The organism is Enterobacter sp. UPMP2052, from assembly GCF_053709675.1.
The window spans coordinates 1,870,237-1,885,496 of the sequence record NZ_JBSKJR010000001.1 but is presented as its reverse complement, the minus strand read 5'-3'; the positions used below and the strand labels follow the sequence as shown (position 1 = coordinate 1,885,496).

General features: G+C 58.5%; 11 protein-coding genes. 4 read left to right on the top strand and 7 right to left on the bottom strand.

All coding sequences use genetic code 11. From position 1 onward, the window contains the following. Positions 1 to 2: 2 nt before the first annotated feature. Entirely contained in the window at positions 3 to 719 is a 717-nt protein-coding gene (locus tag ACWKX3_RS08750; RefSeq protein WP_006177325.1) for a GntR family transcriptional regulator, read from the top strand. A gap of 43 nt (positions 720 to 762) precedes the next feature. Here the strand turns inward: ACWKX3_RS08750 and ldtB are convergent, their stop codons facing one another. Continuing rightward, on the bottom strand, positions 763 to 1,683 hold the full coding sequence (gene ldtB, locus ACWKX3_RS08745; protein WP_006177326.1) for a L,D-transpeptidase: 921 nt from the start codon (positions 1,681 to 1,683) through the stop codon (positions 763 to 765). A gap of 222 nt (positions 1,684 to 1,905) precedes the next feature. On the opposite strand from ldtB, the gene ACWKX3_RS08740 reads away from it, so the two are divergent. Continuing rightward, positions 1,906 to 3,501 carry an ABC-F family ATPase gene (locus ACWKX3_RS08740; protein ID WP_042321096.1) on the top strand — a complete coding sequence of 532 codons (1,596 nt, stop codon included), beginning with the start codon at positions 1,906 to 1,908 and terminating at the stop codon, positions 3,499 to 3,501. A gap of 90 nt (positions 3,502 to 3,591) precedes the next feature. On the opposite strand, the gene ACWKX3_RS08735 is transcribed toward ACWKX3_RS08740, so the two are convergent. Together ACWKX3_RS08735 and ACWKX3_RS08730 are read right to left on the bottom strand one after the other, a co-directional pair. After that, positions 3,592 to 5,955, bottom strand: a complete 2,364-nt coding sequence (locus ACWKX3_RS08735; RefSeq protein WP_454541602.1) for a TIM-barrel domain-containing protein — start codon at positions 5,953 to 5,955, stop codon at positions 3,592 to 3,594. Between the two features lie 17 nt (positions 5,956 to 5,972). Continuing rightward, a complete protein-coding gene (locus ACWKX3_RS08730; protein WP_454541601.1) occupies positions 5,973 to 7,274 on the bottom strand; it encodes an MFS transporter in 1,302 nt (433 codons plus the stop codon). Positions 7,275 to 7,563: 289 nt separating this feature from the next. On the opposite strand from ACWKX3_RS08730, the gene ACWKX3_RS08725 reads away from it, so the two are divergent. After that, positions 7,564 to 8,637, top strand: coding sequence for a LacI family DNA-binding transcriptional regulator (locus ACWKX3_RS08725; protein ID WP_454541600.1), 1,074 nt, complete (start codon positions 7,564 to 7,566; stop codon positions 8,635 to 8,637). Here the strand turns inward: ACWKX3_RS08725 and ACWKX3_RS08720 are convergent. The 4 genes from ACWKX3_RS08720 to ACWKX3_RS08705 form a co-directional block, all read right to left on the bottom strand. Next, entirely contained in the window at positions 8,634 to 9,890 is a 1,257-nt protein-coding gene (locus ACWKX3_RS08720; protein WP_454541599.1) for a DUF1479 domain-containing protein, read from the bottom strand. The genes ACWKX3_RS08725 and ACWKX3_RS08720 overlap by 4 nt on opposite strands. 149 nt (positions 9,891 to 10,039) lie before the next feature. Continuing rightward, complete coding sequence (locus ACWKX3_RS08715) at positions 10,040 to 10,855, bottom strand: Cof-type HAD-IIB family hydrolase (protein WP_101737992.1); 816 nt, start codon at positions 10,853 to 10,855, stop codon at positions 10,040 to 10,042. Between the two features lie 216 nt (positions 10,856 to 11,071). Beyond that, the gene (locus ACWKX3_RS08710) at positions 11,072 to 13,504 is read right to left on the bottom strand and encodes a formate C-acetyltransferase/glycerol dehydratase family glycyl radical enzyme (protein ID WP_006174239.1); all 2,433 of its coding nucleotides are present in this window, start codon (positions 13,502 to 13,504) and stop codon (positions 11,072 to 11,074) included. A gap of 4 nt (positions 13,505 to 13,508) precedes the next feature. Then, the gene (locus tag ACWKX3_RS08705; protein WP_006174241.1) at positions 13,509 to 14,408 is read right to left on the bottom strand and encodes a glycyl-radical enzyme activating protein; all 900 of its coding nucleotides are present in this window, start codon (positions 14,406 to 14,408) and stop codon (positions 13,509 to 13,511) included. 127 nt (positions 14,409 to 14,535) lie between these two features. On the opposite strand from ACWKX3_RS08705, the gene fsa reads away from it, so the two are divergent. Next, on the top strand, positions 14,536 to 15,198 hold the full coding sequence (gene fsa / locus ACWKX3_RS08700; RefSeq protein ID WP_006174242.1) for a fructose-6-phosphate aldolase: 663 nt from the start codon (positions 14,536 to 14,538) through the stop codon (positions 15,196 to 15,198). Positions 15,199 to 15,260 lie beyond the last annotated feature (62 nt).

The following is a 15,260-nucleotide window of genomic DNA, read 5'->3' as shown; positions in this document are numbered from 1 at the left end:
CGATGGCGGCGAAGTACATCACCATAGCGCGGGAAATCAAGAAACGCATTATCAGCCAGCAGTACGCCGCCAATGAACCGCTGCCGGACCAGTTCGCGCTGGCGGCGGAGTTCAGCACCAGCCGGATGACCATTCAGCAGGCGATGCGCCAGCTGATTGTCGAAGGGCTGGTCTACACCCGTCAGGGGCAGGGGACGTTTATCCGCAAAAACTTCCTCCAGCTTTCGCAGTGGGATCTCTCCGGCAGCGACTACTTTGGCGCGACCAAAACCTGGGCACACCTTGGCACGGTGAGCAGCCAGGTGGTGCATTTTGAACTGCGCTTCCCCAACGAGAAAGAGCAGGCCTCGCTGATGATTAACGGCGATGCGCCGGTCTATGATTTTATCCGCCTGCGTCTGCTGAACGGCGAGCCGATGTCGCTGGATTCCACGGTCATGCCGCTGAACCTGGTGCCGGGGTTAAACAAGAGCCATCTTGAAAGTTCGGTGTTCCAGTATGTGCAGGAGACGCTCGGGCTGAAGATCATGGGGTCGTATCGGGTGGTGCGGGCGTTAAAGCCCAACGAACTGGATATGCAGCACCTGGTCTGCGAGCAAACCGACCCTGTGCTGGAGGTAGAGCAGGTAATCTATCTTGAAGACGGTACGCCGCTGGAGTACGCCCACTGCCACTATCGGTACGACCACGGCGGGATTGTTATCGTAAATAACGGATAAAAAAAAGCGGGCCTCGAGGCCCGCTTTTTTATGCGTGTTGCTATCAGTTCAGACGCACCGGCATACCGGAACGGTTCTGGATCGCCTGATCGACAACGGTCGTGTCAACATCGGCCTGAGAGGTCACGGCCTGTACCGCGCTGGTCAGGGTGATTGGCACGATTTCGTTGTTGTTGATCTGGTCTTCGCTGGTGGAGAGCGGGTTATGCACCTCAATGTAACGGCTGCCGTCTGGCTCCGTTGTCGCTTTCACCGGTTCATTGATGAACTGCACGCGCGTACCCACCGGCACGTTGTCGAACAGGAATTTGATGTCGTCGTTACGCAGACGCACGCAGCCGTGGCTGACGCGCAGGCCGATACCGAAGTTAGCGTTGGTACCGTGGATAGCGTACAGACGGCCAATGTACAGCGCATACAGACCCATCGGGTTATCCGGGCCGGCAGGGACGACGGCTGGCAGCGGCTCACCGGCAGCGATGTATTCCGCGTGCATTTTGGCGGTTGGCGTCCAGGTTGGGCCGGCTTTCTTACGCTCGACTTTAGTCGTCCAGTTCAGCGGGGTGTCTTTACCGAGCTGGCCGATACCGATTGGCAGCACGATCACGGTGTTGGTGCCTTTCGGGTAGTAGTACAGACGCATTTCCGCGCTGTTGATCACGATGCCTTCATGAACGGTATCAGGCAGGATCAGCTGCTGAGGAATGTTCAGTACGGTGCCTGCTTTTGGCAGGTACGGGTCGACGCCCGGGTTGGCTTCCAGCATGTTAGACAGACCAAGCTGGTATTGCGCAGCGTAGTATTCCAGCGGCTGGGTGTTGCCCTCTTCAACGGTGACAACCTGGTTTTGACCTACCAGACGGCTTCCGTCTGTCGGCAGGGGATAAGTCACCGCAGAGGCGGTTTTGCAAAAACCTACGACGGCTAACGCTGCCGCAAAAAGCGTTGTTAATTTCATGTTCATGTTTTGCGAGGTATCTAAGCCATTCCGGCGATGAGTTGATAAGTCTGAATCTGTGATGGGAGCGCATTATATGTGCATTCCTGCTCACTGGGAATTCAGATGTGTACGAAATCACATTTTTTTCGAATTTGTTAAAGTTTAGTGCATTGCTGCAACACGGGATCTCAATTCGGAATTGTGGCATAATGCCGCGTTTATCACACTTTTCGCAGGAATCTCTCCGTGTTAGTTACCAGCAACGTCACTATGCAGTTTGGCAGTAAGCCGCTGTTCGAAAATATTTCCGTCAAATTTGGCGGCGGCAACCGTTACGGCCTGATTGGTGCCAACGGTAGCGGAAAATCCACCTTTATGAAGATCCTCGGCGGTGATTTGGAGCCGACGCTCGGCAACGTGTCGCTCGATCCTAACGAGCGTATCGGTAAGCTGCGTCAGGACCAGTTCGCCTTCGAAGAGTTCACCGTGCTCGACACGGTGATCATGGGACACGGAGAGCTGTGGGAAGTGAAGCAGGAGCGCGATCGCATCTACGCCCTGGCCGAGATGAGCGAAGAAGACGGCTATAAAGTGGCCGATCTCGAAGTGCTGTACGGTGAAATGGACGGCTACTCAGCCGAAGCGCGCGCGGGCGAGCTGCTGCTGGGCGTCGGTATCCCTGTTGAACAGCACTACGGCCCGATGAGCGAAGTCGCGCCGGGCTGGAAGCTGCGTGTGCTGCTGGCGCAGGCGCTGTTCTCAAATCCTGACATCCTGCTGCTCGATGAACCGACGAACAACCTGGACATCGATACCATCCGCTGGCTGGAGCAGACGCTGAACGACCGCGACAGCACCATGATCATCATCTCGCACGACCGTCACTTCCTGAACATGGTTTGCACCCACATGGCGGATCTGGATTACGGCGAGCTGCGCGTTTACCCGGGCAACTACGACGAATACATGACCGCGGCAACCCAGGCGCGTGAACGTCTGCTGGCTGATAACGCCAAGAAGAAAGCGCAGATCGCTGACCTGCAGTCCTTCGTCAGCCGCTTTAGCGCCAACGCCTCAAAATCGCGTCAGGCAACCTCGCGTGCCCGTCAGATTGACAAGATCAAGCTCGACGAAGTCAAAGCGTCAAGCCGTCAGAACCCGTTCATCCGCTTCGAGCAGGACAAGAAACTGTTCCGTAATGCGCTGGAAGTGGAAGCCCTGGCAAAAGGTTTTGAAAGCGGTCCGCTGTTTAAAAACTTCAACCTGCTGCTGGAAGTGGGCGAGAAGATTGCCATCCTCGGTGCCAACGGCGTGGGTAAATCCACAATGCTGAAAACGCTGGTGGGCGAACTGCAGCCGGACAACGGTACCGTGAAGTGGTCCGAAAACGCGCAGATCGGTTACTACGCGCAGGACCACGAGTACGAGTTCGAAAACGACCTGACGGTCTTCGACTGGATGAGCCAGTGGAAGCAGGAAGGCGATGACGAGCAGGCGGTGCGCAGCATTCTGGGGCGTCTGCTGTTCAGCCAGGACGACATCAAAAAGCCTGCCAAAGTGCTCTCCGGTGGTGAAAAGGGCCGCATGCTGTTCGGCAAACTGATGATGGAAAAACCGAATATCCTGGTGATGGATGAACCTACCAACCACCTGGACATGGAATCTATCGAATCGCTGAACATGGCGCTGGAGATGTATCAGGGGACGCTGATCTTCGTCTCTCACGACCGTGAGTTCGTGAGCTCCCTGGCGACCCGCGTGATTGAGATTACGCCAGAGCGCGTGGTGGACTTCACCGGTAACTACGAAGATTACCTGCGTAGCAAAGGTATCGACGGCTAAAAAATGCCGGGTGGCGGCTTCGCCTTTCCCGGCCTACATTCTGTTCCCTCTCCCCGTGGGAGAGGGTTAGGGTGAGGGCATCAGGCCGCACTACACCTCCCATTCACCCCCTTCAATACCATTGACCCGCAGCGTACGTTTTTCCCCCGCCGGTAACGACACCTTCAGCACCTTCCATGCCGGACGATAGTCGCCGCGTGCCGCAATATTCAGATGAATGCTCGCCCCGTCGCACACCATTTGCCACTCAACCCACAGCGCATTGCCCTGCTGGTAGCCCCAGCTCTCGCCGTCGTCCTCAAACAGCAGGCCCGACGTCGTCCCCACGCCTTTCACCGGGAACAGCTTCAGCTCGCGGGTATCGTCTTTTTCAGCACTCACGTGGGTAATGCGCTCGCTCAGCGGCAAACCGGCCCCGGCGCGTACCAGCAGCGGCAGGGTTTCCAGCGGCGCGTCGCGGACGATCCACTGGCCGCCAGAGAACCACTCGTGGGTGTAATAGTCATACCAGCCGGTTACGTTATCCGGCAGCCAGACGCGGCGCTCGCGCTGACCGGCGTCGACAACGCTTGCCACCAGCAGGTCACGACCGAGCAGGAAATCATCGCACTCTTCAAAGGTCTGCGGATCGTGTTCGTGGTCGAGAAAGGTCGGGCGCAGCATCGGCTCGTCGTCCGCATGCGCCTGCCACAGCAGGGTATAGAGATACGGCAGCAGGCGGTAGCGCAGCTCAATCGCGCCGCGAATGGCAGGCGTGACGCCCGGATACATCCACGGCTCGTTAACGGTGCAATCGTCGTTCCACGAGTGGATGGTAAAACGCGGATGCATCACGCCGTTCTGCACCCAGCGCACGAACAGCTCGGCATCGGGCTTATCGCCGGAGAAGCCGCCCACGTCGTGACCGGCGTTAAACAGCCCGGATAAACTCATGCCCAGCCCCATGCGGATGTTATAGCGCAGGGTGTCCCAGTTGGTGCGGTTATCGCCGCTCCAGGTCTGGACGTAGCGCTGCATCCCGGCGCAGCCGGAGCGGGAGATAAGATACGGGCGTTTTTCCGGGGCAAAGCGCTGCTGCGCTTCCAGCGAGGCGCGCATCATCAGTAGCGGCATCACCGGGCGAATGTGTTTGATGGCAATGTCGTTGCCAAAGCCATGACACCGCGCTTCTCCGTCCCACACTTCATACTCGTTGTTGTCGTTCCAGGTGGAATCGATGCCCATCTCCAGCAGCTGCGTGGTGACGCCGTTCTGCCACCACTGCACCGTCTGTGGGTTGGTAAAATCGAGGTGCGAGCCTTCATCATCCCAGAAGCTGGAACGTTCTGGTGCATCGGTTTCTGAATCACGAATGAACAGGCCTCTTTCCGCCACCTCGTTATAGCGCGGATGATCCTGCAGCAGGCACGGCTTGATGTTGGCGGCCAGTTTTAACCCGGCGTCATGGAACGCCTGGCTCATCACCTTCGGCTGCGGCACTTTGTCATGGTTCCAGTTAAAGACGTAGCGCTTGCCGTTGATCGAGGTATACCCGGACGAAAGCTGGAACGAATCGCATGGAATAGCGTGCTCCTCACACAGGCGGATAAAGTTCATCAGCTGGTTTTGCGCGTCCGGCGCGTCGGTGTAGTGCATGGTTGACCCGCTGTAGCCCAGGCTCCATTTCGGGCCGAACAGCGTTTTACCGGTCAGACGCACAAAGGCTTTGATGACGTCCAGCACCCGCTTACCGGTGAAAATGTAGTAATCGATATCGCCTGCTTCCGCCTGCCAGCGGCGGTAGGCGGTGTGGTAGTTGTCGATCTCGTTGCCCAGATCCAGCCAGCAGCTGCTCAGGTTGTCGTAAAACAGGCCGTAACTTACGTCGTCGCGGCGGGTAAGGGTGAACGGAATATGCTTGTACAGCGGGTCGGTGCTGACGGCGTTATAGCCCATCGCGTCGAGGTTTCGCATCTCGTAGCGTTTACCGTTGCGCTGCAGATCGCCCGATTTTTCTCCCAGCCCGTAGAAGCGCTCGTCCTTGCGGCGGCTCAGGTAGTGCGCCACGCCGTCGCCGTGCGCGTTAAGCAGGTAGGCGCTGGTCGGACGGTCACTGACCAGCGGGTTCCATTGGCCGTCGTCACTGCGGTAATGCCACTCCAGCCACAGCGGCTGGTGCACGGTGACGCGCAGTTTGTCGGTGGCCATCGTCAGCACATCGTCTTGCTGCGAAAGCGTCCAGCAGGGGCAGGTGAAGCCGCTCAGATCGTCGCGGTGGCGGCCTTCCCACGGTACGTCTTTCTCCGGCGCGATGCTCCAGGTGCGGTCCAGCGCCAGCTCGCCTTTGCGTTTAATCAGCACGCGGAACAGGTTCTCTTCCAGCACGTACAGGCACAGGCGGTGCTGATTATCGACCAGCAGTTCCAGATGGTTCGCGGACTGCGTATCGACGGTCCAGTTTTTCAGGGTTTTCATATGCAATACATCCACTATCAGGCGCGCGTGGCGCGACGTTCAGCAATAAATGCCACCAGGAAAACAGCGCCAATCAGGTCAAAGAAACCCATGGCAATGAACAGCGGGTTAAAGCCAATTTTGTCGGCGGTCACCCCAATCAAAAGAGAGAACAGGAAGCTGGCGATCCACGCCGCCGAGCCGCGCATGCCGTTGACGGTCGCCATCTGGCCTTTGTCGAACGACTCCACGACCAGCGCGCTCAGCATGCAGGAGATAATCTGGTGCCCGAAGCCGCCGATGGAGATCAGCGCGATGGTGATATACGGGTCACGGGTTATCGCCACGACGGCGAGCGAGATCATCAGGAATGCGCCGGTTACGGAGCTGGCGACCACGGCGTTCACGCGTGAGCAGCCAAACAGGCGGGTGTACAGCCGGGTAAGGTAACCGCTCGCCACGCTGCCGAGATCTGCTGCCAGGAAGGGGAGCCAGGCGAACGTCGCAATCTGCTTCAGGTCCATCCCGTGCTGTTTGGCGAGGTACAGTGGCACCCAGAAGCTCAGTACCGCCCAGGCAGGCTCGGCCATAAAGGCCGGAATGGCGATACCGTAAAAGCGTTTGTTCTTCGACACGGTTTTCAGCGCGGTGAGGAAGGGGAGTTTGACCGGCGGTGGCTCGTTATCCTTTTTAATAAACGCCAGCTCCTCGTTGCTGAGGTTCGGGTGCTGCTCCGGGTTGTGGTAGAACGCCCACCATAAAATCACCCACAGCAGCGCCAGCACGCCGGTAAACATAAACGCGCCCTGCCAGCCGAACGAGGCATGGGCAAAGTAGATGATGGGCGGGGCCAGCATTGCGCCGACCGAGAAGCCCACGCCCGCCCAGCCAGCCGCGACAGGACGTTCCGATTTCGGGAACCATTCGCCAATGGTTTTGGCGTTCGCGGGTGTGGCGGCCGCCTCAGAGGCGCCCATAAAGAAGCGCAGGATCGCCAGATGCAGCCAGCTTCCGGCCCCGGCATGAAAAATACACATCAGCGCCCACAGACCGGCGCACACCATAAAGCCAATCTTCAGGCCGATAACGTCAATCAGCCAGCCACACAGGGGCTGAAAAAGGGTGTAGGCAATCTGGAACGCCCCGACGATCCAGGAGTATTGTTCGGTGGTGATCCCCAGGCTCTCTTTGAGCTCGGGCGCGAGGATCCCCAGCGAGTTACGGGTGATGTAGTTAACGGTCACGCCCAGTAAAAACAGGACCAGAACGTACCAGCGCAGGTTCTTAATCACGCGGCGGGTTTTGCTTGCCGCAAGGGGTGTATTGATGTCCTGACTCATTTTGATCTCCACAAGACGGACGGCAGGATAGAGAAAGTAAGTTGTCACACACATTTTTATATTTCGCTGAATAGTAACGGTTTTATGCATTAAACCTGTTATACCAATTCGATGCGTTTTGTGTGATAACTGCACAGTAGGGGAGAAAGTGGCTGGACGACAGGGGATTTTATGCAAAACTTTTCATGATCCTTTGTGATTGATCGTTCGTGGCCTGTGAAGCTAAGTTATTGAGCATTGGCGGCGATATGAAAAAATTTTCATGACACAACCGGAGCCAGATCACAAAATGGACAAAAGGTTAAAAATCACTCAAATCGCTGAGCGCACGCAGCTCTCGATCAGCACCGTTTCGCGCGTGCTGGCGGGCAAAGCCAACACCAGCGAACGTGCGCGGGCGAAAGTGCTGGCCTGCGCGCGGGAGCTGGGCGTGATGGACGGTCTGGCAGCGGGCCGTCTGCTGCTCAATAGCCTGGTGATTTTTGCCCCCCAGCGAGCGTTTGACGAACGGTCCGATATCTTTTACTACCGCGTGATCCAGAGCATCAGCAAAGGGCTGGCCTCGTACGAGGTGCGTCTGCGCTACTGCGCGCTGGAGGAAAACGACAGCGACGCTCAGCTGTTTCTGACGCGCATGAACGAGCCGGATACCCAGGCGGCGATCCTGCTGGGTATCGACGATCCGCACATTCACGATCTGGCGGTCGACGTGGGCAAACCGTGCATGCTTATCAACTGCCGTGACCGGCATATGCGCTTGCCTGCCGTTGCGCCGGATCACCGTGCGATTGGCGAAAGAGCGGCGGAGTACCTGTTCGAGATGGGGCATCGTGAGGTGATGACCGTGCTCTGTCTGCGGCGCTATACCATGGAGCTGCGTCTGTCGGGGATCCGCGATGCGTGGCGCACGCATAATCTGAGCTTCGACGACAAACGCGATCTGCTGGAGGTGCAAAGCTTCAGTGCCAAAGAGACCGAGCGCGCGGTCAGCGAATGGCTCGGGCAGCGGCAGGGAAAAGAGCTGCCCACGGCGTTTCTGGTAGGCGGCGATTTTATGGCGGCGGGCGCCATCAGTGCGCTGCAAAATCACGGGCTGCGGGTTCCGCAGGATGTTTCGGTGATGAGCATCGACGGCTTTAATCTGGCGGCGATTCAGGACGTGCCGTTAACCGCAGTCCACGTCCCGCGCGATGAGCTGGGCGTGGAGGCGGTGCACATGCTCCAGCAGCGGTTGATGCGCCCGGACGCCCCGGTCGGCACGCTGTTGCTCAACGGCACGCTGACGGTAAGGGAGTCGGTACGGCGGATACGTCAGGGCAAGCGACGCACCGCCGTCGAGCGGGAAGGGCTGTACGACGATTAGGCCATGCCCAGCGCCCGTTTGCCGTGGATGTTCAGGTCGTTCAGGGTAAAGCGATCCTGCCACGTCTGTTCGTAATCCTCGCGCGGGAAATCGCCCGGCGACGCGCCGGTGTCGAGCGCGGCTTTGACCTTCTTCGCGTAGGCGAGGTTTTTCTCGCACATCGGCGCGGCGGGGATATACATCACGTTGCCCCAGCCCTGCTGGTTTTCAACCGGCGCAACGGAGTGGATCACGTCGCAGTGCCACCAGACGGAATCTCCGGCTTCCAGCGCCGGAATGCTGGTCAGCGCCTCGATAAGCAGCGGGTGCCACTTCTCTGAAACCGGCAGTACGCGTCCCGGCGCGACGCCGCACAGTTCGTCCTCGGGTACATCGTCCAGCAGCGGACGCAGCAGAATATAGGCCATCGCTTCCGGGATCGGCACCACGTGCAGCAGACCCTGACCGGGGATCATGTCCGACAGCGCCGTCCAGCCCTGGAAGGTGCGGAACACTGAACATTTGGTGGTGTTATCCACGGTGTATTCTTCCACCTCGGTACGGTGCGCGGCGTTCCACGGATCGTATTGATCGACGTTGCCGTCAAACACCCGCGCGAAGACCTGCTGATAGGCCGGAAGCAGCCAGCGTTCCAGCGCGCCGGAATCGGTGTGTGCGCCCAATCCTTTCGAGGTGGTTCCCGGCGGGCGGCGGCGAATGCGGTCCGGATAAATCACGCTGACGTCCGGGTCGAACCACCGTTTGCCGTTGCTCTCGAATGTCCATAAACGGTTCAGGAACGACTGTACCTGGGCCATCTCCTCGCTCTGGCGCGCCTGCATTTGCGCCTGCGACCAATAGATCGGGTAAATCTCCGGGCGAGAGGCCGTCAGGCTCCCGAAGAAGTTATCGCCCGGCCCTTTATACACCTCGTCAAAGTGGTTGAGATCGAGGTAATCGAGCATCGACTTATCCCACGCCAGCGCCTGCTCGCGGGGGAAATGACCTTTGATCACCGCACAGCCGCGACGTTTTACCGCGTCGCGCTGTTCCGCAGTTATCGTGCCGTTTTTGACATCCGCAAACGGGATCACCGGCCAGACGCTTTCGCCTTTATTCTTCAGCGCATTAATTTCCGCCACGCGGGTGGCAATCTTATCGCTGAGCTTGTCGAACACCGCCTGAACGTCACCGATCTGTGCGCGTAACTCGCGTTTCAACTGACGTATCGCCGCTTTGTGGTCCGCAGGCAAAATTTCACTGGTAAACGTCATTACTGCCTCGCATCTTTCATTCGAAAGTAAAGTTATCTACAAGTGATACTCTAAGTTAAAAATAAGTTAATGCAAGTTTAAAAACTTGACCTGTGCCACAGGATGGGAAACGCGTGCGGTGCCGGAGCGATGCCCCGGCAGGAGAAGGATCAGATGTCGAACGGGGAGTGAGCGTCGAGCACGGCCTGAATAACGTTCAGCGCGCCCTGATGATTGTTATCGTCGGTGCTGTAGCGGCTAATGTCCTTGATGCTTTCAGCCGCGTTGCCCATGGCAAAGGAGTACTTCACCAGCTTCAGCATTTCCGCGTCGTTGCCGCTGTCGCCGATACCCACGCACGCCTGCGGGGAGATTTTCCAGCGCTTCAGCAGGCGACTGATGCCGTTGGCTTTGTGCAGGCCGGGAATGATCAAATCGACAAACCCGAAACCGCTGGTGACGGGTTTCATGATGCCGTCCAGTGACACGTGCAGTTTGTCGACAAGATTCGGGATATCGCTGTCCGGCAGGTTGAGGGAGAACTTGAACAACACGTCGTCGATTTCACGGTAGTCGCCGATGCGCTTCAGACGGTGGTAGTGCTTTGACATCAGCGCCACAAACGCCTCGGGGGCGCGATCGCTCACGTAGGCGCTTTCCAGCCCGCAGGCGACAAAGTTCAGCCCTTTGTCTTTCAGCAGTTCGCCAATGACGATTTGCGCCTCGTGGCGGGTCAGCTCGCCGTGGAAAATCTGTTCGCCATGATCGAACACCAGCGCACCGTTCTCCGCCACAAAGGAGATCTGATTTTTCAGCTCCGGGAAGAAGGAGATTAGCTGGTAGTACTGGTTGCCGCTGGCAACAATAAATTCAATATCACGGGCCTTAAGCTGTTCGAATTGTGCCTGAAAGCGGTCGCGATCGTACTGCTTGGCGTCATCCAGGAAAGTACCGTCCATATCGGTGACGATAACTTTTACGGTCATACTGTGCTCCAGAGTCACTTCGTTTTGAAACATTCTAATAACAAGGTGACGGGGAGCACAAATTTAATTTCATTCGAAAGTAAAACAAAACGGCAACCGAGGCTGCCGCTGAGTGGTTTCTCCCTCTCCCCGTGGGAGAGGGCCGGGGTGAGGGCATCTGCGTGCGCGTTTCCCCCTCACCCTAACCCTCTCCCTCAAGGGAGAGGGGATAACGCGTTACAACGTGTGCTCGGTACGCGCAATGATATCGTCCTGCGCATCCGGGGAAAGGGCGGTGAAGAACGCCGAATACCCTGCGACGCGCACCACCAGATCGCGGTACTGGTCCGGGTGTTTCTTCGCTTCCAGCAGCGTGTCGCGCGACACGATGTTGTACTGGATGTGCCAGCCCTTGTGCACCTCGAAGAAGGTGCGCAGCAGCACCATCAGCTTCTGACGATCGCTGTCGTTTTCAAGCGTCGACGGGTTCAGCTTCTGGTTGAGCAACACGCCGCCAAGGATCGCTTCGGTCGGCAGTTTGCCCACGGAGCCAATCACCGCCGTCGGGCCGAGGTGGTCCGTGCCGGAGGCCGGGCTTGCCCCTTCCGCCAGCGGCGTATGCGCCTTACGTCCGTCCGGCGTGGCCATGGTTGCGGCACCAAAAGGCACGTTGGCGGAGATAGACGATGTCCCGGCGTAGTAATTACCGCCAATCGGGCCGCGTCCATAGCGCGGGTTGTGGTACTGCTTCAGCTCTTCAATGTAGGTCTGATAAGCCCGGGTCAGCAGCATGTCCACGCTGTCATCGTCGTTGCCATACTTCGGCGCGCCGTTGATCAGACGCTGGCGCAGCTGTTCGTGCGTCAGCCCGTCGAAGTCATCCGCCAGAGCGGCGGCGAGCTGCTGCTGGCCGATGGTGCCCTGCTCGAACACCAGTTTCTTCACCGCGGCCAGGCTGTTCCCGAGGTTAGCAATGCCCACCTGCAGGCCGGATACCCAGTCATACTTCGCGCCGCCCTGTTTGATGCTTTTCGCGCGCTCGATGCAATCGTCCACCAGCGCGGAGCAGAGAATGTCGTGGACGTTCTCTTCCAGCATGGTGTCCACCACGTACTCAATCTCGATGGATTTACGGGTGTAATAACGGATCTGGGTATCCCACGCCGCCATCACCTCCTCGAAGTTATCGAAGTTGCCGGCAGAGAGCGCTTTCTCCTGCGGCAGGAATACCTTACCGCTGGTGGCGTCGCGGCCACCTTCCAGCGCGGCGAGCATCACGCGGGCAAAGTTGATAAAGCTCATGCCGGTACAGCGATAGCCCCACTTGCCGCCGACGGCGGTTTCAATACAGCCAATTGCCGCATAGTCGTAGGCATCGTCTTTCTCGACGCCGAGCTTGATGAATTCCGGAATAACGATTTCATCGTTGTTAAACGCCGGCATCCCAAAGCCGCAGCGGATCACCTGCACGCAGGCGTCGAGGAAGTCGTTGCTCATGCCCGCATGGTAACGCACGCTCAGGTTTGGCTGGGTGGAGCGCAGGCGGCCGCAGGATTCGAGAATGGCGTAAGAGAGCGGGTTCACCGCGTCCATCGGCTCGCCGTTAACCAGCGTCTGCCCGCCGATGGTGACGTTCTGGTACAGCGGGCTACCCGCCGAAGCTTTGGAGTGCGAGCCGGAGCGGATTTTGTTGACCTCCAGCAGCTTCAGCCAGCAGCTGTGCAGCAGCTCAATCGCGTGCTCGCGGTCAAGGCTCTGGTTCAGCTCCACGTCGCGGCGGTAGAACGGATAGAGATACTGGTCCATGCGGGCAAACGACACCGAGTGGCCGTTGGACTCAATCTGCAGGATCAGCTGGATGAAGTAGCACAGCTGCAGCGCCTGCCAGAAGGTGGCTGGCGGCTGGTGGGCAATCACGTCACAGTTTTCCGCTATTGCCAGCAGTTCGTCGCGGCGGCTTGCACGCGTCTCTGTCGAGGCCATATCGCGGGCCAGCGCGGCGAAGCGTTCAATGTGCAGGCTAACGGCGTCCAGCACGATATCGATCGCCTTGAGGAACTGGTCGCCGTGCAGATCGTCCAGCACCGTCAGGTTGATGCGCGAGCGGCGCTCGGCCACTTTGGCGCGCAGGCCGTCGAGGCCTTTCTCCAGCAGCAGCGGGAAGTTCACTGCCAGGTGCGCGTCACCGGAGGTCATGTTGCCTTCGGCTTTGATAATGCCGGTCTCCAGCAGGCCTTTCTGCTCGTCGGTGAACATGCCGTAGCAGCGGTCCTGTACCGTCTGGCCGCGCCACCATGGGCAGATGTCATGCAGCACGCGTTTGTTCTCTTCGCTGACCGCAAAGCCTGCGCCGGGGCGGTCGGCCAGATCGTCTATCTCTTTTTCAATCCACGAAACGGTATATTCCGGGAAAATCGGCGCGGCGCGGACTTCGCTCGCCTGGTTACCGACGATCAGCTCGTCGTGCTTGATCCAGATAGTACGCTGCGCCAGGTGATGCGCCAGCGCCAGGGCACGACGCACCGGGATCGGTTTGTCCATGTGCTGCTGGTACATTTCGGTGTAGTGCTGCGCGCGCTCGGTGCAGACCGGCGGCTTCACAATATGCACCAGGGCGGTTTTGTGCGCTTTAATTCGCTCGCTGAGGGTGGTGAGATTCAGGGTCGTCATAAGTTTATCCTCGTAAGGTCGCGGTTAACCCTTTGTGGCAGGCATACTGCTGTGCAAAGTCCAGCAGGGCAGGGTTATCCAGCGGTTTGTCAGGGGCAGAGTAAGGTTGACCGAGCAGGGTGTATTTGTTCATGCCCAGCGTGTGATACGGCAGAAAATGAATGTCGCGGACGTTGAGTTCGTCGGCGGCGAAGTTGGTGATGGCGGTAATGGACGCTTCATCGGCATTAAAGCCCTGAATCAGCGGCACGCGGATGGTGATGTTTTTCCCTGCCGCCGCCAGACGCCGGAGATTATCCAGGATCCGTTTCGCTGAGCCGTCGGTCCACTGTTTGAACACGTCGCCATCGACGTGCTTCAGGTCGGCCAGGAACAGATCGACATACGGCAGTGAGGGGGCAATAGAGTGCCAGGGGACATGCAGGCAGGTTTCTACGGCGGTATGAATGCCGTGCTCGTGGCTGGCTTTAAACAGATCGTGGGCCAGCGTCGGGTTCATGAAGGGTTCGCCGCCGGAGAGGGTAATGCCGCCGCCGCTACGGTCGTAAAAGGGTTTATCGCGCAGGACGGTAGCCATGATCTCCGCAACCGGCTGCGTGTCTCCGCAGACGGTGAGCGCCTGCGTCGGGCAACAGTCGGTAAGGGCGTCGAGCGTCTCTGCATTCAGCCTTTCCCGATGGATGACCAGCCCGTTCAGCGCACGCTCGATAATGCCCGGCGCGGACTGCTGACACAGGTCGCAACCGTCCAGGCACAGACGCGCATCAAACAGCACGTCGCGGGTGCGGGAGCGGCTTTCCGGGTTCTGACACCAGCGGCAGCCCAGCGAGCAGCCTTTCAGGAACACCACGGTTCGAATTCCGGGGCCATCATGGGTAGAGTAACGCTGAATATTGAAGATCATTTTTTAGCCCTCAGGTTGCATATGAAGATTAAATGACTTTCGAATGAAAGTTATCTTGATGCAGGTCAACTCCTGAGCAGGTTTTATCGTGATAGGTTAGGTACAGGCTAATTTTGAGGGTGACATCATGGAACTTTATCTCGACACATCTGACGTTGCGGCAGTGCGTAAACTGGCGCGTATCTTCCCGCTGGCGGGTGTGACCACCAACCCGAGCATCGTTGCCGCAGGCAAAACGCCGCTGGACGTGCTGCTGCCGGACCTGCACGACGCGCTGGGCGGGAAGGGGCGTCTGTTTGCGCAGGTGATGGCGACGACGGCCGACGGCATGGTAGAGGACGCGCGTAAACTGCGCGCGATTGTTCACGACCTGGTGGTCAAAGTGCCGGTGACGGCAGAGGGGCTGGCCGCCATCAAACTGCTGAAAGCGGAAGGTATCCCTGTGCTGGGGACGGCGGTGTATGGCGCAGCGCAGGGGATGTTGTCTGCGCTGGCGGGGGCGGAGTATGTGGCACCTTACGTGAACCGCGTGGACGCGCAGGGCGGGGACGGGATCCAGACCGTGATTGAGCTGCAACAGCTGCTGACCCTGCATGCCCCGCAGTCAAAAGTGCTGGCTGCGAGTTTCAAAACCCCGCGTCAGGCGCTGGATTGCCTGCTGGCGGGCTGTGAATCCATCACCCTGCCGCTGGACGTGGCGCAGCAGTTTATTACTTCACCGGCTGTGGATGCGGCGATTGTGAAGTTTGAGCAGGACTGGCAGGGCGCGTTTGGGCGGACGTCGATTTGATTCTGTTGCCGGGTGGCGCTGGCGCTTACCCGGCCTACGGTTTTCTCCCTCTCCCTGTGGGA

What these genes read in the sequence shown, in the direction of transcription:
- ACWKX3_RS08750 (WP_006177325.1), top strand. Translation starts at nt 3, where the DNA reads ATGGCGGCGAAGTACATCACCATAGCGCGGGAAATCAAGAAACGCATT.
- ldtB (WP_006177326.1), bottom strand. Translation starts at nt 1,683, where the DNA reads ATGAACATGAAATTAACAACGCTTTTTGCGGCAGCGTTAGCCGTCGTA.
- ACWKX3_RS08735 (WP_454541602.1), bottom strand. Translation starts at nt 5,955, where the DNA reads ATGAAAACCCTGAAAAACTGGACCGTCGATACGCAGTCCGCGAACCAT.
- ACWKX3_RS08730 (WP_454541601.1), bottom strand. Translation starts at nt 7,274, where the DNA reads ATGAGTCAGGACATCAATACACCCCTTGCGGCAAGCAAAACCCGCCGC.
- ACWKX3_RS08725 (WP_454541600.1), top strand. Translation starts at nt 7,564, where the DNA reads ATGGACAAAAGGTTAAAAATCACTCAAATCGCTGAGCGCACGCAGCTC.
- ACWKX3_RS08720 (WP_454541599.1), bottom strand. Translation starts at nt 9,890, where the DNA reads ATGACGTTTACCAGTGAAATTTTGCCTGCGGACCACAAAGCGGCGATA.
- ACWKX3_RS08715 (WP_101737992.1), bottom strand. Translation starts at nt 10,855, where the DNA reads ATGACCGTAAAAGTTATCGTCACCGATATGGACGGTACTTTCCTGGAT.
- ACWKX3_RS08710 (WP_006174239.1), bottom strand. Translation starts at nt 13,504, where the DNA reads ATGACGACCCTGAATCTCACCACCCTCAGCGAGCGAATTAAAGCGCAC.
- ACWKX3_RS08705 (WP_006174241.1), bottom strand. Translation starts at nt 14,408, where the DNA reads ATGATCTTCAATATTCAGCGTTACTCTACCCATGATGGCCCCGGAATT.
- fsa (WP_006174242.1), top strand. Translation starts at nt 14,536, where the DNA reads ATGGAACTTTATCTCGACACATCTGACGTTGCGGCAGTGCGTAAACTG.